Origin of the sequence: Natrinema salinisoli, assembly GCF_020405205.1 — an archaeon.
In the GTDB taxonomy this organism is placed as follows: domain Archaea; phylum Halobacteriota; class Halobacteria; order Halobacteriales; family Natrialbaceae; genus Natrinema; species Natrinema salinisoli.
On record NZ_CP084469.1, the window covers coordinates 3,817,174 to 3,840,745 of the forward strand.

26 protein-coding genes are annotated in these 23,572 nt (G+C 65.5%); 12 read left to right on the forward strand and 14 right to left on the reverse strand.

The window, feature by feature from the left end; all coding sequences use genetic code 11:
• Positions 1–174: 174 nt before the first annotated feature.
• The 5 genes from LDB05_RS18955 to LDB05_RS18975 form a co-directional block, all read right to left on the reverse strand.
• Positions 175–975, reverse strand: a complete 801-nt coding sequence (locus LDB05_RS18955) for a hypothetical protein (protein WP_226005531.1) — start codon at positions 973–975, stop codon at positions 175–177.
• Positions 976–1,033: 58 nt separating this feature from the next.
• Complete coding sequence (locus LDB05_RS18960) at positions 1,034–1,306, reverse strand: MoaD/ThiS family protein (protein ID WP_226005532.1); 273 nt, start codon at positions 1,304–1,306, stop codon at positions 1,034–1,036.
• A 76-nt stretch (positions 1,307–1,382) separates the two neighbouring features.
• The gene (locus LDB05_RS18965; protein ID WP_226005533.1) at positions 1,383–1,592 is read right to left on the reverse strand and encodes a hypothetical protein; all 210 of its coding nucleotides are present in this window, start codon (positions 1,590–1,592) and stop codon (positions 1,383–1,385) included.
• Positions 1,593–1,722: 130 nt separating this feature from the next.
• Entirely contained in the window at positions 1,723–2,742 is a 1,020-nt protein-coding gene (locus LDB05_RS18970) for a phosphoribosylaminoimidazolesuccinocarboxamide synthase (protein ID WP_226005534.1), read from the reverse strand.
• Between the two features lie 138 nt (positions 2,743–2,880).
• Entirely contained in the window at positions 2,881–3,171 is a 291-nt protein-coding gene (locus LDB05_RS18975) for a hypothetical protein (protein WP_226005535.1), read from the reverse strand.
• A 240-nt stretch (positions 3,172–3,411) separates the two neighbouring features.
• Here LDB05_RS18975 and LDB05_RS18980 point away from each other — a divergent pair, with 240 nt between their 5' ends.
• Complete coding sequence (locus LDB05_RS18980; RefSeq protein ID WP_226007939.1) at positions 3,412–4,413, forward strand: potassium channel family protein; 1,002 nt, start codon at positions 3,412–3,414, stop codon at positions 4,411–4,413.
• 142 nt (positions 4,414–4,555) lie between these two features.
• The gene (gene cofH, locus LDB05_RS18985) at positions 4,556–5,935 is read left to right on the forward strand and encodes a 7,8-didemethyl-8-hydroxy-5-deazariboflavin synthase subunit CofH (RefSeq protein WP_226005536.1); all 1,380 of its coding nucleotides are present in this window, start codon (positions 4,556–4,558) and stop codon (positions 5,933–5,935) included.
• Between the two features lie 64 nt (positions 5,936–5,999).
• On the opposite strand, the gene LDB05_RS18990 is transcribed toward cofH, so the two are convergent.
• Together LDB05_RS18990 and LDB05_RS18995 are read right to left on the reverse strand one after the other, a co-directional pair.
• Complete coding sequence (locus LDB05_RS18990) at positions 6,000–6,869, reverse strand: cupredoxin domain-containing protein (RefSeq protein ID WP_226005537.1); 870 nt, start codon at positions 6,867–6,869, stop codon at positions 6,000–6,002.
• 332 nt (positions 6,870–7,201) lie between these two features.
• Positions 7,202–7,843: a cyclase family protein gene (locus tag LDB05_RS18995; protein ID WP_226005538.1), complete on the reverse strand. Its 642-nt coding sequence runs from the start codon at positions 7,841–7,843 to the stop codon at positions 7,202–7,204.
• A gap of 156 nt (positions 7,844–7,999) precedes the next feature.
• Here LDB05_RS18995 and LDB05_RS19000 point away from each other — a divergent pair, with 156 nt between their 5' ends.
• Complete coding sequence (locus tag LDB05_RS19000) at positions 8,000–9,574, forward strand: sodium:solute symporter family protein (RefSeq protein ID WP_226005539.1); 1,575 nt, start codon at positions 8,000–8,002, stop codon at positions 9,572–9,574.
• The gene (locus tag LDB05_RS19005) at positions 9,571–9,798 is read left to right on the forward strand and encodes a hypothetical protein (protein WP_226005540.1); all 228 of its coding nucleotides are present in this window, start codon (positions 9,571–9,573) and stop codon (positions 9,796–9,798) included. Before LDB05_RS19000 ends, LDB05_RS19005 begins: the two co-directional genes overlap by 4 nt.
• Before the next feature lie 75 nt (positions 9,799–9,873).
• On the opposite strand, the gene LDB05_RS19010 is transcribed toward LDB05_RS19005, so the two are convergent.
• Positions 9,874–10,839 carry an NrpR regulatory domain-containing protein gene (locus tag LDB05_RS19010; protein ID WP_226005541.1) on the reverse strand — a complete coding sequence of 322 codons (966 nt, stop codon included), beginning with the start codon at positions 10,837–10,839 and terminating at the stop codon, positions 9,874–9,876.
• Between the two features lie 243 nt (positions 10,840–11,082).
• Between LDB05_RS19010 and LDB05_RS19015 the strand changes: the two genes are divergently transcribed.
• The 4 genes from LDB05_RS19015 (at position 11,083) to LDB05_RS19030 (ending at position 14,794) form a co-directional block, all read left to right on the forward strand.
• Positions 11,083–12,423: an aspartate aminotransferase family protein gene (locus tag LDB05_RS19015; protein WP_226005542.1), complete on the forward strand. Its 1,341-nt coding sequence runs from the start codon at positions 11,083–11,085 to the stop codon at positions 12,421–12,423.
• Entirely contained in the window at positions 12,420–13,433 is a 1,014-nt protein-coding gene (gene speB, locus LDB05_RS19020; protein ID WP_226005543.1) for an agmatinase, read from the forward strand. The genes LDB05_RS19015 and speB overlap by 4 nt, the downstream gene beginning before the upstream one ends.
• Positions 13,434–13,531: 98 nt before the next feature.
• The gene (locus LDB05_RS19025) at positions 13,532–14,290 is read left to right on the forward strand and encodes an SDR family NAD(P)-dependent oxidoreductase (RefSeq protein WP_226005544.1); all 759 of its coding nucleotides are present in this window, start codon (positions 13,532–13,534) and stop codon (positions 14,288–14,290) included.
• A 51-nt stretch (positions 14,291–14,341) separates the two neighbouring features.
• Positions 14,342–14,794, forward strand: a complete 453-nt coding sequence (locus tag LDB05_RS19030) for a nucleoside deaminase (protein ID WP_226005545.1) — start codon at positions 14,342–14,344, stop codon at positions 14,792–14,794.
• Between the two features lie 24 nt (positions 14,795–14,818).
• Here LDB05_RS19030 and LDB05_RS19035 read toward each other — a convergent pair whose 3' ends face one another.
• Positions 14,819–15,244: a hypothetical protein gene (locus LDB05_RS19035; RefSeq protein ID WP_226005546.1), complete on the reverse strand. Its 426-nt coding sequence runs from the start codon at positions 15,242–15,244 to the stop codon at positions 14,819–14,821.
• A 437-nt stretch (positions 15,245–15,681) separates the two neighbouring features.
• Between LDB05_RS19035 and LDB05_RS19040 the strand changes: the two genes are divergently transcribed.
• From LDB05_RS19040 to LDB05_RS19050, 3 genes are all read left to right on the forward strand, one after another.
• A complete protein-coding gene (locus LDB05_RS19040) occupies positions 15,682–15,906 on the forward strand; it encodes a hypothetical protein (protein WP_226005547.1) in 225 nt (74 codons plus the stop codon).
• Between the two features lie 118 nt (positions 15,907–16,024).
• Positions 16,025–16,540, forward strand: a complete 516-nt coding sequence (locus tag LDB05_RS19045; protein WP_226005548.1) for an Lrp/AsnC family transcriptional regulator — start codon at positions 16,025–16,027, stop codon at positions 16,538–16,540.
• Between the two features lie 197 nt (positions 16,541–16,737).
• Complete coding sequence (locus tag LDB05_RS19050) at positions 16,738–17,094, forward strand: DUF7344 domain-containing protein (protein WP_226005549.1); 357 nt, start codon at positions 16,738–16,740, stop codon at positions 17,092–17,094.
• A 95-nt stretch (positions 17,095–17,189) separates the two neighbouring features.
• Here LDB05_RS19050 and cofG read toward each other — a convergent pair whose 3' ends face one another.
• The 5 genes from cofG to LDB05_RS19075 all read right to left on the reverse strand — a co-directional run bounded on the left by cofG (position 17,190) and on the right by LDB05_RS19075 (position 22,790).
• Positions 17,190–18,356 (reverse strand): 7,8-didemethyl-8-hydroxy-5-deazariboflavin synthase subunit CofG, encoded by a 1,167-nt coding sequence (gene cofG / locus LDB05_RS19055; protein WP_226005550.1) that lies wholly within the window; start codon positions 18,354–18,356, stop codon positions 17,190–17,192.
• An 82-nt stretch (positions 18,357–18,438) separates the two neighbouring features.
• Positions 18,439–19,572 (reverse strand): N-methyl-L-tryptophan oxidase, encoded by a 1,134-nt coding sequence (solA, locus tag LDB05_RS19060; RefSeq protein ID WP_226005551.1) that lies wholly within the window; start codon positions 19,570–19,572, stop codon positions 18,439–18,441.
• A 65-nt stretch (positions 19,573–19,637) separates the two neighbouring features.
• Positions 19,638–20,327 (reverse strand): 2-phospho-L-lactate guanylyltransferase, encoded by a 690-nt coding sequence (cofC, locus tag LDB05_RS19065; protein WP_226005552.1) that lies wholly within the window; start codon positions 20,325–20,327, stop codon positions 19,638–19,640.
• A 131-nt stretch (positions 20,328–20,458) separates the two neighbouring features.
• On the reverse strand, positions 20,459–21,640 hold the full coding sequence (locus LDB05_RS19070) for a tubulin/FtsZ family protein (protein WP_226005553.1): 1,182 nt from the start codon (positions 21,638–21,640) through the stop codon (positions 20,459–20,461).
• Positions 21,641–21,869: 229 nt separating this feature from the next.
• Positions 21,870–22,790, reverse strand: a complete 921-nt coding sequence (locus LDB05_RS19075; RefSeq protein WP_226005554.1) for a complex I NDUFA9 subunit family protein — start codon at positions 22,788–22,790, stop codon at positions 21,870–21,872.
• Between the two features lie 103 nt (positions 22,791–22,893).
• Here LDB05_RS19075 and tmk point away from each other — a divergent pair, with 103 nt between their 5' ends.
• A complete protein-coding gene (tmk, locus tag LDB05_RS19080) occupies positions 22,894–23,496 on the forward strand; it encodes a dTMP kinase (protein WP_226005555.1) in 603 nt (200 codons plus the stop codon).
• The last annotated feature ends 76 nt before the right edge of the window (positions 23,497–23,572 follow it).

Consider the following 23,572-nt stretch of genomic DNA (forward strand, 5'->3'; position numbering starts at 1 on the left):
CGACGGCGAACCGCGCAACGAAATTGCGCGAGGGATGAGTGAGCGCCGTGAGGCGCGAACGAATCGGCTGGGGAGGGCGTGGCTATTCCCTGTTGCCGCGATAGCAGCGAACGCTGCTCGTGTCGTTCACTCCACCGTTTGCCTGTTGGGCAGTTCGACGTGATCACCGATCGTCTATATCTCGCGTCCGTCGTAGGCCGCGAGCAACTCCTGCAGATGGGTTTTCACCGCCGTTGCTCGCTCCGCCGTCTCGCAGGGCAGCGCCGGCGGCGGATTGTACAGTTTATCCGCGATCCATGAGAGGAATTTCCCGACGGCATCGTCCGGTAACTCCCCCGGCTCCCAGCCGAGCGCGAGCACCGTCCCGTCCTCACTGATCGTCGCCCGCTCGAGATTCGTCAGTCCGTAGCACGTCGCTTTCTGACCGTCGAGCGTCTCTACGCAGAGCGAGCCGCCCTGTATTCTCCACTGCCGATCCTCGGCGACCCACTCGAACTGGCTCTCGGTGGGAACCAGACACGCATCGTGCCCGCTCAGGCCGACGATTTCGCCGGATTGGATCGCAGCATCGAGCAGCGTCGCATCGATTCTCGCATCCGAGTGATGCGGAATCGCCTCGAGCACGGGCCTTTCGCCGGTGCGGCACTCGAGTTGAAACACGAAGTGTACGCCGGCGATGCCGTCCGTCAGTGCGACCAGCTCGAACAGGGCCTCCTGCCCCGCTTCGGTGGTCGTCGGAACTCGCCACGCGGTAGCCTCGTTCCGGTCTCGCTCGGGAACCCGTTCCAGCCGATCCCGAACGGCGTCCCACACTCGCCGACAGTCGTCGCCGTCCGGGTCCATCTCCAGCTCGTCCTCTCGAACCCGGACGATCGCGGTCGTCGTGTCGGAAAGGACCAGCTCGAGGAGTGCCTGGAACTCTTCGGTGAAGCCCTCGCACTCGAGGTGGTGCGTTCGGTTCAACTCGGCGGACATATTCCGACGTAGATCGCCGGCTGAAATGAATTTGTTCGACCGATGGGTTCGCGGCGCTTTACGTCGCGGAACCGCCCTGTACGGCGGGAACGACAGACAGAGCCGCGTCTTCCGGAACTCGATCCTCGAGCCCCGCGCGCTCGCCGTCGATCGAGACCCTGACGCTCGCTCGGATCTCCTCGTCGTCGTAGAGGTGGGGCTCCGCTCGCGGGTACGACTCGACGATTGCCGCCACGGCGTCGGCGACGGTGCCGCCTGCCCACTCGAGGGTCACCGTCTTGTCGCCGGTCGCACTCCGGACGGGTCCGTACACGGTAACTACCGTCTCCATGGTTGAGCAGCGGTGCGACGGGACAAGAACCTGACTACCGATTCGCCGTCGCGAAACGAAAACGGGCGCTCGAGGCTCAGTCGTCGCTCGGCTCGACGCTGCCCGCACCGGTCGAGGCGACGTCGTGCTCGCCGATCCACTCCGAGGAGAACAGCGGTGCGGCGGCGAACCCGACCAGTGCGAGTACGAATAGCGTCAACATGACGCCTGCGACGGCCGTGATCCCGGTCGTGAGGTTGAACAGGACGATACTCGCTGCGATTCCGCCGGCGATAGCGGGGGTCATTTGCTGTCGGCCGGACGTAGCTCGGCCCCCAATATGAGGGTTACTCTGTCCGTCCGGTTTGCGGACTGATACCACTGTTCACGGAGGAAGGGGATCGAATTCGTGGATCGCGAGAGACGATCTGCGTCACTCAGAGGCGCCGAACCGCGCCGATCGCGCTCGAGAGCGGCGGTGCGTCGAAGAACTCCTGCCCGGTGTAGGCGTTAGCGCCGGCACGGTAGAGATCGCTGGCGGTCTCGAGGACCGAGTCCTCGAGCGGCTCGGGTGCCTCGTCACAGAGCGCCTTCCAGTCGGCCACGTCTTCTCGTTTCGCCTGGGCTTTGGCGGCGTCGACGGCCTGGACCCACTCGGGCTGGGTGCGCTTGTGGTACTGGCGGAGCACTTCCTTCGAGAGCTGGGTGCCCTCGTAGCTGAAGCGGTTCTCGTCGAAGGTGCCGACGACGTCGCCCACGCGGATTTCGCCCTGGTAGTAGAGGCACTCGATCTTGCCGTCCTCGTGGACCAGTCCGGCGGCGTCGGCCTGCTCGGTGATGATCCGGTTGACGTCGCGGGCGAGCGACTCCAGGTCGTCGATCGCCGCCTTCCCGGCGATGGCGTCGGCCTCCTCGCGTGCGAGGTACCGATCGCTCTCCTCGTACTTCGTGGAGAATTCGACGATCGGCTCGTCGAGATCGACTGCCTCCTCGGGCCAGCTATCGATCTCGAGCCCGTGGTCGCCGGGGTCGGTCCGGCTCCGCAGGCTCGAGCCGACGGGGACTCGGTTGCGGAAGACGATCTCGAGGGGGATCAGGTAGTTCTCGCCGGCCGCGTCGTGGTAGTGGTCGTAGTCGTACTCCCGGCCCTCGTGAGGCAGGTCGGGCACCTGCGTCAGGTCGATCGCCATCTCCCACGGCGGGTGGGAGGCGTCCGCGAGGTCGACGACGTCTCCGTTCTCGACCACGCCGCGGTAGTGGGTCGGGATCCCCTCGCTCTCGAGGAGTTCGAAGTTGAACGCGCCCATCGTACAGAGGCTCGCCCCCTTCTTGGGGATCTGGTCGGGCATCTTCCCCCAGTCGAAGACGGAGTAGTCGTCCGTGAAGACGAACGCGCCGCGACCGAGTTCCTCGTCGGTCGCCTCGGCTTCGATCCGGAACTCTTTGACACTCGTCATACGAGACACCCCAGGACGTGTCCGCCACCGCAGTTCATATCCCAGTTGCCGTGGCCGGACCGTAAGAAGTTTTCAGTATCGGACCGGCGGCCGGAAACCGGGGTAGCGCGTCGACGATCGGTTCGAGGGCGCTCGCCCTCACTCGTCGTCGACGCTCGCCAGGAGCGATTCCGCCTCTCCCCGAAGCGGCTCCTCGAGACAGTCCGCGTCGACGAGCTCGCGAAGCGTCGACTCGCACTGGGACGTCGCGACCGACTCGAGGGCGACCCGGCGATACTGCTCGTCGAGATTCGAGTTGCGGACGAGCCCCTCGAGTTCGTCGCATTCGTTTGCCGTCTTCAGTTCTCGAATCGCGTCCAGCCGCGTTCCCTCGGCGGCGTCCGCTGCGAGGGCGAGTTCGATACACTCCTCAGGCGTCCGTGAACTCATGGGGGGTCGTTCTCGGGCCACGCCGATAACTCCGAGACTTGCGTTCGACGGATGTGGGGACGAAAGCGACCGACTCAGGCCAAACGCAGGGAGCAGCCGGTCGGTACGTTTTCCGACTCGGAATCGAACCCGATAGCGTGCACACTGTCACTCCTACTCAACACGTCGCACGTCGGCATCCGTCACGAGCCGATGGCCTCGACGAACTGGCGGCTCGTTCCGTCTCGAGGTGGCGATGACGTGAATCCCGTTCCGTTCGTCCTCGGTGTATTCCTGCTCGTCGCCGTCGTGGTGGATCTCCTGTGGACTACGCTCTGGGTCGAGGGGGGTGCCGGTCCGCTCACCTCGCGACTGATGGCGGTGACCTGGAGCGGGTTCCGCCGGGTCGGCGATCGGGGCGCTCGGCTGCTCACTCTCTCGGGACCGGTGATCCTCGTTTTCGGTCTCGTGACCTGGATCGCCCTCCTCTGGGGCGGGTGGACGCTCGTCTTCGCGGGTGCCGAGTACCCCCTCATCGATACGGTCGGCGGGGATCCGATCTCCTGGTCGGACCGGGTGTACTACACCGGGTACACGATATTCACGCTGGGCAACGGCGATCTCGTTCCGCGAGACGGCCCGTGGCAGATCGCGACCACGCTCGCGACGGCCAGTGGAATGCTCTTCGTCACTCTGAGCGTCACCTACGTCCTCTCCGTCCTCGATGCCGTCACGCAAAAGCGGTCGTTCGCCAGCAGCGTGAGCGGGCTCGGCACTCGTAGCGACGAGATCCTTCGAACGAGCTGGAACGGCGACGAGTTCGACGGCCTCGAGCTCTCCCTGAACGCGCTCACGTCGCAGCTGAATACGCTCACGGCGAACCACAAGGCGTACCCGGTCCTCCATTACTTCCATACCGCTCAATCCGATCGGGCACCGGTGACGAGCGTCGCCCTCCTCGACGACACGCTCACGCTGCTTCGGTTCGGCGTTCCCGAACGGACCCGACCCAGCGATACGATCGTCAAAAACGCCCGGGCGAGCGTCAACAGTTATCTCGGGACCCTCCACGAGGCGTTTATCCAGCCGGCGGATCGGTCCCCGCCGGCACCGGATATCGAGGCGCTTCGCGATGCGGACGTCCCGACCGTCGCCGACGCCGAGTTCGAGGCGTCCGTCGCGGATCTGCACGACCGTCGACGGCTATTGCTCGCCCTCGTCGAATCCGACGTTCGACAGTGGCCGTCCTCGGAAACGACGTGACTGGTCTCTCGCGTCGTAATCGGTGGCCTGCCGGTCCCTCTCCGCGAGGAGAGTGCAGGCGACGGGGCGCTCCGATCTCCTCTCGGGTCCGTGAATCCACAATCCACCATGCTTTTCTCGCTGTACTGGTATCGTTACGTCGATGGAGCGACCGGTGACCGAGGCCGACCTCACGTTCGAACACGTTCCCGAAACCGACCAGTCGTTCGAGAACGCACTGGCGAAAGCACGCGACGGCGACCGACTCGCGGTCGACGACGCGATCGAGTTACTCACGACGGGGACCGAGAGCGAGGGGATCGACCGCCGGCGCAAGGAACGCGTCCTCGAGGCGGCCGACCGGCGCCGCGCCGAGGAGGTCGGCGAGGAGGTCACCTTCATCGCGAACCTGAACAACAACGTCACGACGGCCTGTAACGTGGGTTGTCTGTTCTGTAACTTCAAGGACGCCGCCCACACCTTCGAGAGCGACACGGAGATCGAGACGGCCGGTTTCACGAAGACGCCCGCGGAGTCCCGCGAGATCGTCGCCGACGCCGTCGACCGGGGGATCTACGAGGTCACGTCCGTTTCGGGCCTCCACCCCGCGTTCGCGCTCGACGAGGAACACCGGGAAATCCTCGACGACCACCCGAACCCGAAGGAGGTCAACTACAAGCCGCCCGAGCTCTACGATACGAGCCCCGGAACCTACACGGATCAGCTGTCGGCGATGAGCGTCGACGGCGTCCACGTCCACTCGATGACCCCCGAAGAGGCTTACCACGCCCGCCGGGGGACCGACTGGTCCTACGAGGAGGTCTACCGCCGGCTGAAAGACGCCGGCCTCGATACCGTCCCCGGAACGGCGGCGGAGATCCTCGTCGAGGAGGTCCGCGAGGTGATCTGCCCCGGCAAGATCAGTTCCGACGGCTGGCTCGAGGCCATGGAGGCCGCGGCCAACGTCGGTCTCGGGATGACGGCGACGATCATGTACGGCCACGTCGACAACGAGGCCCACCGCGCGATGCACCTGAAACGGATCCGCGACTTGCAGGATCGGACCGGGAACATCACCGAGTTCGTGCCGCTCTCGTTTATCCACCAGAACACGCCGCTGTTCGAACACGACGTGGTGAGCGGCGGCCCGAGCATCGACGAGGACGAACTGCTGATCGCCGTCTCGCGGCTCTTCCTCGACAACGTCGAGCACATCCAGTCCTCGTGGGTCAAGTACGGCGACGAGCAGGGGCTGAAGATGCTCTCGTGTGGGGCCGACGACTACATGGGGACGATCCTCTCCGAGGAGATCACCAAGCGCGCGGGCGGCGGCTACGGCGAGTTCCGGTCGTTCGAGGACTACGTCGAGATGATCGCCTCGATCGGCCGCGTGCCCGTCGAGCGCTCGACCGACTACGAGCAACGCCGCGTCATCGATCCCGACGATCCGCCCTTCGGCCCACGTCTCGGGCCGAAGGCCGACGGCACGCCGCTGCTGACTCGAGCGGAGCGCGATGAGCGCGCGGTTCCCGCTGACGACTGATCAGCCGACGCCGCTCTCTTTTCAGGTGGACGCCGATTCGGACCGTCGGCGCTGCGTCGTCGATTCAGTCGTGTTCCGCCCCCGTCTCAGCGAACCGATCGATCTCGGAGAGCGCGTCAGCGAACGACACGGACCCCTGCTCTCGGATCCTCGTCGGATCGAGCACGGGGGCGTCGAGGACCTCCTGTGGTGTCAGCCACGGCCACTCGCAGTCCTCGTTCGTCTCGCTGATCGCGTTGAGTTCGTGCTCGAGGAAATCCGGGCTAAACGGTGCGAGCAACGGTGGGTCGTCGCTCCCTTCGAACGTATCCTCGTAGTCCGGCACGTCGTCAGCCGTGAGATCGCCCACGACGAGACGCATACTCATCCCGAGAACGTGGTGTGGCCCGCAGTAGACGTCGTAGACGCCCGGCTCGGTGAACTCGTAGAGCCAGGCGCTACCGACGCTGAGTACCGGCGACGAGAACGGTGGAACCCCGTCGGGAACCCGCTGCTGGAAGCCCTGTGCAGGGTGGTAGGCCGTAATCGTGTGGTCCGGTGATTCGCCGACGAACTGCACGACATCACCGGTTTCGGCGGAGATGCCGCTCGGCTCGAAGTGGAAGAACGGCGGGCGGTCCGGACTCTCCGGGTTTTCGGGCATATCAGTGTGGAGTTCGACGGTGTGATCGGGAGAGAGATCATCGGACAGTGCGTCGGCGTCCGGCGTCGCGAAGCCGTACAGCGGATCGATTTCCCCCGCGCTCGGCCCGGTATCGGCGGTACCGTCCGAATCGGATCCATTACCGCTTCGGGCGGCTGCGACCCCGCTGCCGAGCGGGAGCGCGATCCCCGCACCGAGGGCTTTCAACAGCGGTCGTCGCTTCCCGTCGAGATACCCGCTCGTCGGTTCGTGGAACGATTCCCCTGTTCTCTCCGCCTCGGATGACGTCATCGTAAGTCCCTCCAGTTGCCGCCGACTGCATCGACCCCATCGTGTGACGGCTGCAAATAGCGACGTGATCGTTTCACGCTGCTAGGATCACCCGCTCGATACGTCGCACGGTCACGCGTTCCGTCGATCACTCGTCGGCCGTATCATGGTAATAACTAGCATACTGTGGCGAGATCGTGACAACCGTTCGTTGAGAGACGATTGTCGCCCGAGAATCGGTGCGAAGTGAGGACGAGATCGAACGGAATCCGTCCGTTCGATCGAACGTCGGCGATCGTCTCGGTAGTCTACCAGTAACTGCGTCGTCTCGAGGGTCCGTTAGGGTGGCAGAGTCATTCCATATTACTGACTCCGACGGCCCGCACCGGCGCGCCGTCGCTCGCGAGCGCCAGCGGATACGCCCGGAGTTCGAACCGGTCCCCGACGGCCCCGAGGTTCGTCAGGTTCTCGAGGATCAGCAGGTCGTTGCCGAGCAGCGCGTGGTGGACCTGAAACCCCTCGGGCTCGTCGTCGGTGGCGTTCTCCGTCGGGGTCGGATCGGGGTTGAGCGCGTCCACTGCGACGTCGAATCCCCGCTCGACGCACGCCTCGGCGGCGGCCGACGAGAGGTACGGATGATCGAGATACCGCTCGGTTTCCCAGTGGTCGTCCCAGCCAGTCCAGGGGGCCACGAGATCGACGTCGACGTCCGGAATCCGCTCGGCCGGAATCGGTTCCCGAGCGCCGAGATCGCGACAGTCGACGCGAACTGCATCGAAGACGAACCGGTCGACGGGGTAGGACTCGAGGGTCTTCCCGTTCGGCTCCGTGTGTGCGGGCGCGTCGACGTGGGTGCCGGTGTGGCTCCCGCACTCGAGGGCGTCGACGCGGACGCCGTGTTCCTCGTGGCCCGCGTGCTGGCGGACGACGACGGCTGGATCGTCGGGATAGGTTTGCATCCCGGTCCGGATTCGGTGACTCAGATCGACGTGCATAGCGGTACCCAGCGGACGGCGTCGTAAAACGATGTGTGATAGCCCTCACCACAACATTTATTAGAAGTGTCCGTTATGTGGTGAGCAGGATGTGGCAACCTATTACCACCCATGGGACGGACCCGCCTGACCGGTTCGTCCTCGAGGTGATCGGCGATGAGTAGTCCCGGTATCGGCTACGCGCTACTCGGCGCGTGGGCGGTCGCGATGGTCGGATTGAGTTACCTCATTTTCCGACGGCAACACGTCGACGACACGAGGGAGTTCATCACGGCCGGCGGGCGCGCACAGGTCGGCCTGACGACCGCGTCGTTCGCCGTGACGTGGATGTGGGCGGGGGACATCCTCGGCGTTCCCGAGTACGTCGGACTCACCGGTGTCGCGGGGATCTGGATGTACGCGGCCCCGGCCGTTCTCTCCTCGCTGATCGTCATTCCCTTCGCACTCCGGATGCGTCGACTCTTCCCGCAGGGGCTGACCTACAGCGAGTACTTCATCGAGCGGTTCGACAAACGAGCCCACGTCGCCGTGATCTTCGTCATTCTGTACACGATGATCCTCGGCGGCGTCATCCAGCTGTACGTCGGCGGGACCGTCATCGGCGGGCTGACGGGGATCGACCCGAACGTCGTGATGGCGATCCTGATGGGGACGATCGGGATTTACATCCTGCTCGGCGGGCTCTGGGGGTCGATGACCACGGACCTCGTCCAGTTCGTCAGCGCGATCATCCTGACCGTCGTCTTCGTTCCGCTGTTGCTGTTCGAGGCGGGCGGCCCGACGGGGGTGTACGAGGGAATGATCGAGAACCTCGGCGAGAACGCCGACCCGTTCCTGACGGCGTCGAACCTCAACTGGATCGAGGACCTGTTCCTGCCGTACGCGCTCGGTCTCGGCGTCTGGGGCGTCGTCTCGCTGTCGACGTGGCAGCGCATCTTCGCCGTGCGCCGCGACAAGACGTCCCGATTCCTCACTGCCGGCGGAATCGGCGTCTTCACGACGATCGCGATGTACGGCGTCATCGGGCTCGTCGGTCTCGCTGCGTTCCCCGAGGTCGCACCGGGGAACCTCTCGATCGAAGCGCTCGGTCTTTTGCCCGGCTGGGCGACGATCCTCTTCCTGGTAATCGCACTGATGGTTCTGGGTTCGTCCGTCGACTCCTACCTGACCGCCATCGCGAGCCTCACGTCGCGGGACATCTACTACCGTCACCTCGCGACCGACGCCTCGGACGAGGATCAGCTCCGGGTCGCTCGAGTCGCGTCGCTCGGTTTCGCAGTCATTATCTTCGGCGCGACGGTGTTCGCACTCGATACGTTCGGGTTCATCCAGTTGCTGCTCATCGGCGGCATCGGCGCGACGGCCCTCGTGGGTCCGTTCGCGCTGTCGCTGTTCTGGACGGGCACCTCGAGTGAGGGCTTCATCGCCGGCGTCGTCGGGTCGCAGCTGGTGACGGCCTACTTGCTGGCGGCGAATTACGGTTTCGTCGTCACGGAACCGTCACTGAAACTCTGGGAGATCATGGCCGTCGGCCACCTCCTCGCGACCGCGCTGGCCGTGGTCGTCTCGGCGATCTCCCCGGACGAGTTCGAGTTCGACTCGATCGCGCGCGAGCCGACGACCGGACCCGCGACCGACGCGGAATCGGCCGCGCGAACCGATGGAGGTACGGCGAGCGAAGCGAGCCGTGCCACGGGAGAACACGGTTCTGCCGGAGGTGAAGATCGATGATGGGGCAAACCGCCTTCACCGTGATGATCGCGGTGTTCTGGCTCGCCGAACTCGCCTTCGGCTCGCTGGTCGTCTACTGGTTCGTCACGCAAGGGTTCGACGACGACAGCGGGACCCTGTCTACCGTCACCCCGCTCGAGGATCGCTCGTACACGATGCAGTCGCTGGCGATGTGGGTCGTGTTCTTCGTGATCCTCGTCGCCGGAATCCTGCTCGCGTCGTAACGGCCGCCGATTTCGGTTTCGACCGACTTCGCTTTCGGTACTAACTGTCTCCGTTTTCTCCCGAACGTCACCCGCTCAGAGCCGTCGGCGTGCGGTCGGCACCGGTTCGAACTCGCCGCGCGGACGGATTCCGGCGAGCGATTCCCACTCGGTTCCCAGCCCGTGTTCGGAGAGGAGGGAAATCGCGGTTTCGCTCGCTCCGACGTACGTGAGCGACGCGAAGTCCCAGCTGGGATTGCCGGCGGGAAACGGCCCCGACTCGCGCGGCCGACGGAGGTCGATCGCGCCGCCGATCGCGTCGCGGGTCGCCGCAGCGAGGTCCCGCCCTTCCTCGAAGCGCGTGAGCGGAAACTCCCGGTTGTCCACGATGAACACGCCGGTCTCGCCGTCGAGGTAGCGTTCGACGTCGGTCCGCCCCGCCTCGACGAGCAGGCTGATGACGTCCATCGTCGCGTCCTCGCCGCTGATCGCGTCGATATATCGCTTGATCTCGCCGTCGTACTCGACCAGTCCCGCCGTGATCAGCCGCGAGTCGATCCCGTGGGAGAGCAAGACGCCGTCCAGCGAGATGCTCGAGGGGAAGGCCAGCTCGATCCCGTCGCCCGGATCACCGGTCGCGGAAACGAGGATCGGGCCGAGGCCCGACTCGTGAAGCGCTTCGAGGCGGTCGAAGGCCGGTTCGATCGCGTCGTCGCGGAGCCGTACCGTCCCGACGACCAGTTCGCCGACGTCATCGGTCGGATCGTACGTGACCCGGCTCGTCAGGGTGGCGATTTGCTCGCGGACGCTCTCGAGACGGCCGCTGACGTCGCCCCGTCGGAGTTCGTTTCGGCCCCGATCGGTCAGTTTACGTCCCTTTCCGGCGACCTTCTCCGTCAGTCCGGCCTCGTCGAGATCGGACAGCATGAGTCGGATCGTCCGACCCTTGATCGAGTAGCCGTGTCGTTGCATCTGCTCGACGAGTCGGATACTCCCGATCGGCTCGTGTTCGCCGATCAGGCGTAACAGATCGTAGGTGCGCCGGTCGTCGTTCGGGACCATCCGTTCGATCGTTTCCCTCCCCCGATAAAAATCCCTGTCGACCCTCCGCCGCGGTCGTCGCTCCCAGGAACAGGTGGAAGAATTGTTCCGCATATGCTGTGGTCGTCGACCGGGGCGAAGTCCGGTCGGGTCGCCGTTGTCGTCGTAATTTGACCGCGTGGCGAATTTCGAGACCTCAAAGCTTTTGGTCTCGTCATCGTAAGGAGGTGGCAAGGGTGGCATACTACTGCCACGCAATCTCCCATGGCACGCCAGACAGACACGACCGTAACGAACGACGGGATCACCGACCAGTACGAGGAGTACCTGATGCCGATCTGGAAGGACCTGCACGTCCCCGTCCAGCGGGCGTCGGGCTGTACGCTCGAGGACTTCGAGGGCAACGAGTACCTCGATCTCTTCTCGGGGATCGCCGTCACGAACGTGGGCCACGGCGACGACGCCGTCGTCGAGGCCGCGAAGGACCAGCTCGACGAGTTCGTCCACGGCTGTACGTACGTCCATCCCCAGGGACCGGCCGCGGAGCTCGCCGAACGACTCGCCGAGGTTACGCCCGGCGACCTGCAGAAAACGTTCTTCTGTAACTCCGGGACCGAATCCGTCGAGGGTGCGATCAAACTCGCCCGGAAGTACACCGGCTCGAAGGAAGTCATCGCGCTCGAAATGGGATTCCACGGCCGTACCCTCGGTTCGCTCGCGCTCACCGGCAACAAGGCGTACAAGGCCGACATGGCCCCGACGATCAACGACGTCGCGCACACGCCCGCGCCTTACCGCTACCGCTCTCCGTACCGGGACGCCGACGACGAAACGTTCGTCGAACAGACGACGGCCGACCTCGAGCGCGTGATCGGCACGCACACCGCGGACGATCTGGCGGCGATCGTCGTCGAGCCCGTAATGGGTGAAGGCGGGATCATCGTGCCACCGACGGGCTACCTGCAGCGACTCAAAGAGATCGCGCACGACCACGGCGCGCTTCTGATCGCCGACGAGGTCCAGTCCGGCTACGGCCGGACGGGCGAACTGTTCGCCAGCGAGCACTACGACGCCGTTCCGGACATCCTCACGCAGGCCAAGGGGATCGCGAACGGCCTCCCGCTCGGCGCGTTCACCGCCCCGGCCGAGATCGCGGACGCCTTCGATTCCGGCGACCACCTCTCGACGTTCGGCGGCAACCCCGTCGCCTGCGCCGCCGCGCTGGCCACGATCGATCGCCTCGAGGACGAGATCACCGCAAACGCCCGCGAGCAGGGCGCGTGGCTCAGCGACGAACTGGCCGCGCTCGAGGCCGACTACGACGTCGTCGGCGAGGCGCGCGGGATCGGGTTGATGCAGGGACTCGAGTTCGTCGACCCCAGCGGGGGGACCGGACCGGCCGGCATCGCGCCCGAACCGGACGCCGAGTTCGCGAAACACGTCGGGAGCCACCTCCGCGAGCAGGGGATCGTCGCGGGCGTCGGCGGCTACTACAAGAACGTCCTGCGGCTGCAGCCGCCGCTCTCGATCGACCGCGAGCAACTCGAGCGGGGCGTGTCCGGTATTCGCGACGCGATCGACGCCGAACTGGAGGCGAGTCGATGACGGGAGACGGCCGGAGCCCCGCGGCGGCGTTCCGCGAGTCGACGCCCGGCAGCGAGGTCGAACTCGCCTACGCCGGCTTCGACACGTTCCTCAAGAGCGACCCCACCGACGTCGAGGACGTCGCGGGCGCGGACGCCGCGGTGCTGGGCGCTCCCTACGACGGCTCCGTGAGCAATCGACCGGGCGCGCGCTACGGTCCGCGTGCCGTCCGCCGTGCCAGCGGCTGGCTCGCCTACCTCTCGGGCTACAAGGGCGGACTGACGAACATGCGGACGGGCAAGCAGGTCGACTTCAGCTCCCTCGACGTCGTCGACTGCGGCGACGTGCCGGTGTTTCCGACGGACCTCGAGACGACCGCCGAATCGATCACGGCCCACGTCGCGACGGTGGCCGAACAGGGCGTCATGCCGGTCTTCATCGGCGGCGATCACTACTGTACGTTCCCCGCGTTCCGCGGCTTCGCGGAAGGGTCGGAGCACGAGACCGTCGGGCTGGTCCAGATTGACGCCCACACCGACACCGCAGCCGAAAGTCCGGTTTTCGGCGAACACTTCCACGGCTCGCCGACCCACCACATCTCGGAGTCGCCCCACACTGACTTCGAACACGTCGCGCAGGTCGGCATCCGCGGCTACGAGTCGCCCGAGTTCTTCGAGTTCGCCGAGGAGACCGGCCTCGGGCTGTACACCATTCGCGACGTCGAAGAGCGCGGCGTTCGAGACGTCGTGGGGGACGCCATCGAGCACGCCGCGGCCGAGACCGACGCCGTCTACGTCACCTTCGACATCGACTCGGTCGACCCTTCGGTCGCCCCCGGCACCGGCACGCCGGAACCCGGCGGCCTCTCGGCCTCACAGGCGCTGGCCGTCGTCGAAACGCTCGGCGCACATCCCGCCGTCGGGGCCGCCGACCTGATGGAGGTCGCGCCGCCGTACGACCCCACCGACGAGACGGCGAACCTCGCCGCCTATCTGCTGACGACGCTGCTCGAGCGCCAGTTCGCCGAATAAGCCGACTGCCGATCCGTCTCCGTTCTCTATTTCACCTCCCTCGAGCGGTTCCGCCCGATGGGACCAGCGTTTATACACCCGCTCGATAATGTGTGGGTATGCGACTCGAAGGCAAGACAGCATTTATCACGGGAGCAGGCTCCGGCCTCGGCCGGGAAGCAGCCGAACGGTTCGCTCGAGAGGGAGCCACGATCGTCGCGGCCGACGTCGATCTCGAGGGGGCTGAAGAAACGATCGACCGGGTCGAGGCCGCGGGGCAAGGGGGGACCGCGCTCGAGTTGGACGTCCGGGATTCCGACGCGGTTCACGCGGCGGTCGACGAGGCGGTCTCGGAGTTCGGTCTCGATATCATGGTCAACAACGCGGGCGTCAGCCACGATCGGATGCGGATCGAGGAGATCGGGGAGGGCGAACGCGATCGCGTCATCGACGTGAACGTCAAGGGCGTCTGGAACGGCTGCCACGCCGTTATCCCCCACTTCAAGGAGCAGGGGTCGGGGGCGATCGTCAACACCGCGTCGCTGGCCGGCGTCATCGGCGCGCCGCAACTCGGAGCATACTCGCTGTCGAAAGGCGCGGTCGTCAACTTCACGCGAACGGTCGCGGCGGAAGTCGGGCCGGCCGGCGTCCGGGCGAACGCGGTCTGTCCGGGTGTGACCGACACGCCGATGCCACGGAAGGGCCAGACCGAGGAAGAGTGGGAGGCGACCAAAGAGGAGATGGCGCGCCACTATCCGCTCAAGCGACTCGGCGAGCCCGAAGACATCGCCAACGCAATGTTGTTCCTGGCCAGCGACGAAGCCGACTGGATCACCGGCCAGGCGCTCGTCGTCGACGGCGGGTTCTCCTGTACCTGATCGGGTCCGCCGAGAGGAAGTATTTCGGCACCGGCGACGGAAGACTCCGTCATGACGACGGACGAATCCTACGTGCGACGCGCGATCGAGCTCTCGGAGTCGGCGGTCGAGCACGGAAACACGCCCTTCGGCTCGCTGCTCGTCGTAGACGACGAGGTAATCCGGACGGCCGAGAACACGACCCTCACGGACGACGATATCGCCGCCCACCCCGAGTTCGAGCTGGCTCGGTGGGCCGCGAGCGAACTCGAGCCGGCCGAGCGCGCGTCGTGTACGATGTACACCAGCACCGAACCGTGTCCGATGTGTGCGAGCGCGATCGTCTACGCCGGGCTCGACCGGGTCGTCTACAGCGTATCTGTCGACTCGCTCGCGGAACTGCGCGAGGACGGCGTGATCGAGATCCCCTGCGAGGAGGTCGTCGATCGAGCCGGCGGGTCGACGACCGTGGAGGGGCCGGTGCTCGAGAGCGAGGGGCTCGCGGTCCACGAAGCGTATTTTTAGCGAGAAAACGCACACGGACGTCTTTCAGTCCGTGCTATCTCGATCGGTGGTCCAGCCGGACACTTCACCGGCCCACGCCAGATGGGCGACCGTGTAGAGAAAGCCGGCGAGAAGGATACCGGTCGAGACATCGCGGAGCAGCACAGGTGGTATCGTCCTCGACAGGACCAACAGTCCGGCGATGACGACGAACAGAACGATGGCAGTTCCCCGCCCGCGGGCCCCGATTCCGCGAAACCACTCACCGATCCGTTTGCCGAGTGACGTGGCCGCAGCCGGACCGAGGGCAACGGCGGTCGCCAGAAATCTGAGGACAACTACCGGCCACGACACCGACGCGGTGACGAACTGTAACGCGGCCAAGGCACCGCCGGCGATACCGCTCGTGACCTCCAGACCCGTCGGCGACCGATCCGGAAAATACCCCGTCGGTCCGAATCTATCCCTCATTTTCAATACGTCTTCTCGATGCATGAATAATAGTTGCTATCGAACGATCTCTTCTCGAGCGAGCGACCGTCTCCCTCCGTTTCCCAGCGAAACGCGGGGTATGGTGCTCACGGGCGCTACCGGTCGTCTCCGCTCCCCACAGAGCTGCTCAAGCAACTACTACCGAATAGATATCGACATAGTTTGCATTAGTTATAAATGATAATGCGATAACAGTAAATCGGAGCGAGTCTCCGAACGCGCGACCGCGGGGGCGCGTCGAAACGCCCCGGGTGTCCATAGCACCCGAGACTTGCTTCCAATCCCGCCAAGGGATTCGAAAGCATGACCGCATACATCCTACCGGGATATAAACGTCCCGAACGACAGTGGAATCAACTCCGACGAGCAGCGATTGCGCCGGCTCGAGCCCGCACAAACGACACGCGGAGGGCACGATGAGTGACCCCGACGAGGCGGGTAGTGACTCGAGCGAAGACGACCGGACCGAACCCGACGAAACAAGTGAGGCACCCGAGCCGTGGGTGCTCTCGCTGCCTGACTGCCCGGTCTGCGGTGAGCCGGTCACGAACGTGACCGTCACCGGCCCGCGCAGCGGGACCGCCGAACCCTGTGGCTGCTCGGTGCTGCCGGGCACCCTCGATCGGACGCCGCGTACCTGACCGGGCCTCGAGTCGCAGCCCGCTGGTTCGAGAGCGGGACTCGAGGCTGCCGGCCCCGACCGCTCTGTTGGCCGGTTCAGGCAGACGATTCAATTGATGTGCCAACGAAACCCATGGCATGGTCGACGACCCACTGGACAATCTCGACCGCCGGATCCTGCATCTCCTCCATCTAGACGCGCGCGGTGCGAGCGATACGGACATCGCCACGGAAACCGACGTCACCGGGACGACGGTTCACAATCGGATCAAGGAACTGGAGGAACAGGGAATCATTATCGGGTACAATCCGGAAATCGATTACGAGGCGGCGGGGTATCCGATGCGCGTCCTCTTCATCTGCTCGACGGACCTGTCCGATCGATCGAAGATGGCGGAGCAGGCTCTCGGCGTACGGGGGGTGGTCAACGTCCGAGAGATGCTGGCCGGCGAGGAGAACCTCCACGTCGAAGTCGTGGCCGAAGCGACCTCCGACGTCAAGGAAAGCACCGAACAGCTACACGACCTGGGGTTGCGGATCGTGAGCAGCGATATCCTGGCGGAGGAACACGTCCAGCCGTGGAATCACTTCCACCAGGAGGTCGCCGGCGAGGACGCCGAATCACCCACCGATATCGGCGAGTCCGAAGAGTAGCTCCGGACCGTAACAACGGATTGCTCTCCGGACGGCCAGCGGTCGTTGGCCTATTGAACGCTTACCGAGAGCATGACGATAGACGCACCTCGATCGCTTGAGAAAGTCAACTGTTCGCCCGCCTCCGCACAGGATTGTGAAATACGTAGAGCTATCGCAAAAAAGAGGTTAAGACGGTCTAGACCAATCGATACGTGATGGCAGAACAGAATCCGTCACGGCTGACTGAAACATTCGATCTCTTGACGCACCCGTACCGGCGCTACGCGCTATATTATCTCACGAGGGAATCCGAGACGGTCTCCATCGACACCCTCGCGGCCGCGATCGCCACCTGGGACGGAGACCACACTGGAACGGAGCCGAGTACCGATTCCAGAGACGTCGAAGCCGCCCTTCATCACGCACACATCCCGAAACTCGCTGATGCCGGCATCGTGCTGTTCGACGTGAACGGGGGCACGATCGAACTCGAAGAACCGGACAGAGTCGAGGGCTTTCTCGAGGACACGGCACGGACCGACGGGTACGTCCAGACCGCCGCCAGCGACTGAGAAGCGGACCGGACGCGACCGGTTCCGGATCCGACAAAACTGATTCTCCGATACTCTCGGTCAGACACGACGCTGGGAAAGTGCCGGATGGACGTTCAGCGCGAGGCGGCCGTCGCCTCGTCCCGAAGCACCGCCCGATAGCGCTCGCCGGCGGAATCGGCCGCCTCGAGCGCGTCCCGAATCGTCGGCGAGATCCACTCACGTTCGTCGCCGTCCGCGCCGTCGGCCACCCTCCCCTCGAACGCGCCCGTTCGCAGGTCGGGTGGCAGGAACCGCTCGTAGACCGGGAGCCGCTCTCCGAGCGGCAGGTCCGCCGAAGCCGCTATCTCCTCGAGTTCGCGCAGCGCGGGCCACTTGTAGTCGGGATTGATGTGATCGTCGGTGACGGGCGAGACGCCGCCCAGATCGTCGACGCCGCAGTCGATCAGGTCCGCGGCGGGCGCGAGGTTCGGCGGCACCTGCACGGAGACCTCCTCAGGCAAGGCGGCGCGCGCCATCGCGGTCACCTGCCGCATCGTCGCGAGATCGGGCGAGCCGTCGGACCAGCGTTCGTTCTCCACGACGGGCTGGATAATCACCTCCTGAATGTGGTCGTAGCGCTCGTGGAGCTCGCGGATCGCGAGCAGGCTCTCGGCGCGGTCGCGCCAGTCCTCGCCGATGCCGACCAGAATCCCGGTGGTGAAGGCCACGTCCAGTTTCCCCGCGTTCTCGAGCGTCCGCAGCCGCTGGCCGGGCACCTTGCGCCGCGGGCCGGCGTGAGCCCCGACCTCGGCGGTCGTCTCGAACATCACGCCCATGCTGGCGTTGACGTCCGCGACGGTCGCCAGCTGCTCGCGGGTCTGATCGCCCGGGTTCGCGTGCGGCAGCAGTCCCTCCTCGAGCGCGACCTCGCAGGCCTCGCGCAGGTAGGTGTGAATCGAGTCGTGGCCCCACGCCGCGAGCTGGTCGTGGATCTCGGTGTAGCGCTCGTCCGGATCGTCGCCGAAGGTAAACAGCGCCTCCGTACAGCCCGCGTCGGCCCCGCGCCGGCAGATCTCGCGGACCTCCTCGAGCGAGAGCAGGGAGGCCTGCCCCGGCGGGTCGAAGTACGTACAGTAGGTGCAGGTGTAGCGACAGGCCGTGGTGAGCGGGACGAACACGTTGCGCGAAAAGGTTAGCGATGGCGGTGCCTCGACGTCGCTCGGGCTGGTCTGGAGGAGGTCCTCGACGGCCCGATCGTCGACCGCGACGTCCACACCGTACTCGCTCGCCCCGGGGAACATTACCTCTGGTTGTCGTCGCTCGGCACATAAGCGCTTCACTTCCTCGCTGTGCGACCTTGCCGGTCGCCGTTCGCCGGCGAACTCACGTACGACCGGCCAGCCGGTGGACGTCGATCGGATTGTCGGTGTCCCCGTCGGTCACGAAGTCCGCCAGCGTTTCGCCGACCACGCTACAGAACTTGAAGCCGTGGCCGGTAAAGCCCGCTGCGATCGAGACGTGCGGGTAGTCCGGGTGCGTGTCGAGGTAGAAGTGCCCGTCGTTCGATTCCGTCACCAGACAGGTTTCCATCGCCATCGTCGGCCCTGCACCGCCCCTGAGGTGATTCTCGGGGAGCCGCCGGAGTAGCGTCTCGTCCTCCGGGGTCGGCTCATCCCGCCAGTCGTCCGGATCGACGGTTTCGGCGAGGCGAGGCGTCCGACCGAACTTGAATCCGGGTCGCTCGTGGACGGGGAAGCCGTAGAAGCTCCCGTCCGGAACGTCGGCGCGGAACACGGGGAAGGCTTCGGGTGCGAACCGCTCGGGCGTTTCGGGCTGGAGCCAGATCATGACGCGTCGCTTCGGCGTGAGGGCATCAGCGAGCACCTCGAGTTGCCCGGCCGCCCACGCGCCCGCCGTGACGACGAGATTCTCGGCCTCGTAGACGTCCCGATCGGTCCGCACTCGGACGCCGGATTCCCGGGGTTCCCACCCGCAGACGCGCTCGCGAGCGCGAACGACGGCCCCGTGGTCGTGCGCCCGATTCACGTGCGTCGTCACGGCCCGCTCGCAGTCGAGGTACCCGCCGTCGGGCTGGTAGACGGCCCGGTGCCCTGCCGGGAGGTCGAAGGCAGGAAACCGCTCTGCGAGTTCCGATTCGGTCAGCAGTTCGTGCGGGAGGCCGTGGGCTCGGCAGGACTCGAGCGCGTCCGCGACGGTGTCACCGTCGGCGGGGCCGGCGTGGACCGAACCGGTCTCCGTGAGGAGGTCGACGCCGGCTTCGGCTTCCAGCTCCCGCCAGAGCTCCCGCGCCCGCCGGGCGAGCGGAACGTAATCGGGGTGTTCCGGCTGTGTCAGTCGGAAAATTCGCGTCTCACCGTGGGACGAGCCGCGGCCGTGGGGGATATCGTAGCGCTCGAGGCCGAGGACGTCGACGCCCCGGGCTGCCAGGTGAGAGACGGCTGCGCTCCCCATGCCGCCGACGCCGAGCACGATCGCGTCGAACGAGTCACGTGTCATCGCCGCACACGACGGTGCAGGTTGTCAAAGGGTTTGCGTCGGGCCGCCGGTATCGAACCCCGACGTCAGTCGGTCGAGCCGTTCGATCGTCGCGCCTCGACCCGTCCCTCGAGGCGATCGATATCGAAGCCGAACTCGCGGAGGACGGTCGGCGCGCGGTCGCGCTCGCGGCCGTGGACGAGTACTTCGACGAGATCCGCCGGCTCGTCGATGTCGGTTCCCAGTCGGAACGAGTCGACGGTCTCGAGGCTGGCACCGACCTCGCGGGCGATCTCGCGGTGGTCGAGATAGGAGGTACCGTGGTAATCCGTGCGGAACTCGGGGTGGCGGACGAGCAGGGCGTTCGTCCCGCTGCCCCGTCCCGGCGCGATCGCGACGTCGGCCGTCGACGTCAGCAGTCGATCGAGCGCGTCCGGCGTCGCCAGCGCGAGGTCGGCCATGACGACGCCGACGGGAGCGGGCCCGTCCGGGGTCGTTGCCGCGTCGCCCCCCGGAAGTCGCGCGTTGACCGCCTCCGTCAGCGGGCGGTCGTCGACGGTGACCGACGCCGCTGCAGCGACCTCGCCCGGAAGCGCGAGCGTCTCGAGGTCCAGCGGCGCGGTCGAGACGACCAGCGGTTCGTGGCCGGTTTCGACGATCGCACACAGCACGTCCGCGAGCATGGCCCGGGCGAACGCCGACCGCTCTGGCGACGTGAGAACTGACTCGAGGCGAGTCTTCGGCGTCTCGGCTGCGAACGGGACGACGACGCGCATCTGAATCTAGTTACGGTACTGTCGGCGCGGTCAAAAACACGTCGGAGTCGTTCGAAATCCATACCGCGACTGCGGGCGATCTCGCGCCCCCCGACCCGAGTGTGGCCGCTCGCGCCGTCGAGAGCGAGGGCCTAGAAGAGCGGCTCGAGCTCGTCTTCGTCGTCCTCCACGAGTTCCTCGAGGTTCTCTTCGCTCTCCTGCTGGATGTCGTCGATGTTGTCCTGTGCCTCGATGGCGACCTGCTGGAGGCGCTTGATCCGCGGGACGTTCGTCACGCCCGAGAGCAAGATCGCTGCTGCCACTTCGGGCTCCTCTCGCGGGAAGTCGCCACCGCGAACTTCCATGCTGCCCGTTTCCTCCTCGAGCCACTTGCGGCCGCGCTCGATGCCTTTCCGGTTGAGGTACTCCGGCGGTCCGGAGAGGACGAGTAGCGCGCGCTCGGTGCCTTCGATCTCACAGGGGAGCGTGAGGCGGCCGAGGGCGGCCTTGCGTACGAGGCTCGTGATGCGGTTCGTCGTGTTCGCGGCGTCGAGATCGTCGTCGGCACCGCCGTCTTCGCCGGTGAACCGCGAGAGGAGGCCGCCGCCCGAGTTCAGCTCGACCTCCTCCGAGGCGAAGCCGACGGTGGAGACACCACCGCCGGAGAGCGTGTTGATGATTTCCGAAGAGTCGACCACGCTTTCGGCCACTTCCTGGCCGTCGCCGACCTCGCCGGCACCGAAGAGGATGCCGAATCGACGGACGATCTCCTCGTTGATCTGGTCGTAGCCGCCTTCGACGGACTCGCCGGTCTGTCGCCAGGAGTCGTTGTCGAAGACGAGCAGGTTGTCGACCTCGCGGACGAACGTCTGGAAGGATCGCGCCGCGTTGAGCGTGTAGATACCACCCTCGTCCGTGCCCGGCAGGACGCCGAGCCCGTAGACGGGGATCGTGTAGATCCGCTTGAGGTGTTTGGCGAGGACCGGTGCGCCGCCCGACCCGGTGCCGCCGCCCATCCCGGAGACGATCAGGAAGGCGTCGACCTCGTGGGTCGGGATCTGATCGATGGCGTTTTGGACCTCGTCGATGTCCTCCTCGGCGACTTCCGCGCCGAGCTCGTTGTCAGCACCCACGCCGTGGCCCTTGACCCGGGCCTGGCCGATGAGTACGCGATTCTCCTGTGGAATGTTGTCGAGACCGATGAGGTCCGCTTTCGCGGAGTTGACGGCGATCGCCGCGCGGACGATTCCGCTACCCGTCCGATCGTCGTAATCGAGGAATCGATCGACGATTTTGCCACCGGCCTGTCCGAATCCGATCATCGCCAGCTTCATTATTTGTCAGGGGGCTCCGTTGAATTGGTAACAGAGCGATAGAGGATATAAGTCTTGTGCTAATCTGAATGTCTCAATTAACGTAATATTACGCCTAATCACGTGACCGGAGCGGGATTCGAGTCCCAACGTCGATTCGGAAATCGGTGTTTACTCCGGCCGTATGTGTTTTTTATACTACGTATGTCCGACGAGTGCAAGCGCGGTGTGTCGCCCTCCGTACACCGAGTCAGGCCGCTCCGATCGGTTCCTCGGGGGAAGCGGCTTCCTCGAGTCCGAGATAGGAACCGAGCGTCGTCAACGAGTCGGGATCGCGGTCGAAGACGGTCACGTCGTTGTCGGAGACGGTATTGTCGAACTCGAGCGACCGGGCCTGATCGAGCCCGAACGGAATAAACGGCAACGATTCGGCGGCCGAGAGGCCGAATTTCGCCAGTCCCATCGGGATCGAGACGACGGTGACGTCTTTCCCCTCGGCCGCGTAGACCAGTTCCGTGATGTCCGCGAGCGTGGCGACCTGCGGGCCGCCGAGTTCGTACGTTTCGCCGACGTGGGACTCGTCCTCGAGTGCGTCCGCCAGCATCGGTACGAGGTCGCCGACCCAGATGGGTTGGAACCGGGTCTTGCCGCCTCCCGGCAAGCCAGTCACGTACGGCGTTGTCAGGGTCTTCGTGAACGCGACGAACTCGCCGTCCTCGCCGAAGACGACGGACGGACGGACGATCGTCCACTCGAGGTCCGACTCCCGAACGACCGCCTCCGCCTTGCCCTTGGCGCGAATGTAGGCAGTTGGACCGCTCGGATCGGCTCCGAGCGCGCTCATCTGGAGGAATCTGTCGACATCACCCTCCTCGGCAGCCCGGATGAGGTTCTCGGTGCCGCCGAGGTGGACCTCCTCGTGGCTCGTTCCGCTGGGAGGCTTGAACAGCGGCGAGAGCGAGACGAGGTTGACGATGGCATCGTGGCCCGCCACGGTACCGGCGATCGAGTCGTAGGCGCTGACGTCCCCCATCGCGGACTCGACGCCATCGGGGAGCTCACTATCCGTCGGGGAGCGCGACAGGGTCGTCACCTCGTGATCGCGCTCGGCCAGTTCCGCACAGAGGTTCGTGCCGATGAAGCCGGTCCCGCCGGCGACGAGGATCTTCATACACGATATCTGACGCTCCAGCGATAAATAGGTAAACGGCTACGCTGTGAGGCTCGCTCGAGACTCTCGACAGATTGTAGTAGCCGTCCCGACGAGTGCGACTATGCTCGTCACGCTCGAGGGACTGGACGGCAGCGGCAAGACGACGGTCTGGGAGGCCGTACGCGAGCGCTATCCCGAGGCAACGTTCACGCGGGAACCGACGAACTCGTGGTACGGCGACGCCGTCTACCGCTCGATCGAGGACGACGACGCCGATCCGCTCGCGGAACTGTTCCTCTACACCGCAGATCACGCCGACCACCTCTCGCGGGTGATCGAACCAGCTCTCGACGATGACGAGCTCGTCATCTCCGACCGGTATTCCGACTCTCGCTTCGCCTATCAGGGCGCGACGCTCGAGGCGGCAACGGGTCACGATATCGACGATCCGCTCGAGTACGTCGTCGACGTCCACCGCCCGTTCTCGATCGAGCCGGACCTGACGATCTACCTCGACCTCGATCCCGAGACCGCGGCTACGCGCGCGGGAACGACGAACAAGTTCGAGCGCGCCGAGTACCTCGAGTCGGTCCGCGAGAACTACGAGCGACTGATCGAGCGCGACCCCGGTCGGTTCGCCCGCGTCGACGCGACGCAATCGCCCGACGCGGTGCTCGAGGACGTGACGGACGTGCTGGCCGAGGCGATATCGGATCCGCGGTGATTTCCCTCGCCTCCTTCGTTTCTCACCTCTCTTTCATCGACCCATCGCCGTTCGAGGCCCGGTTCGGGCAAAGGCT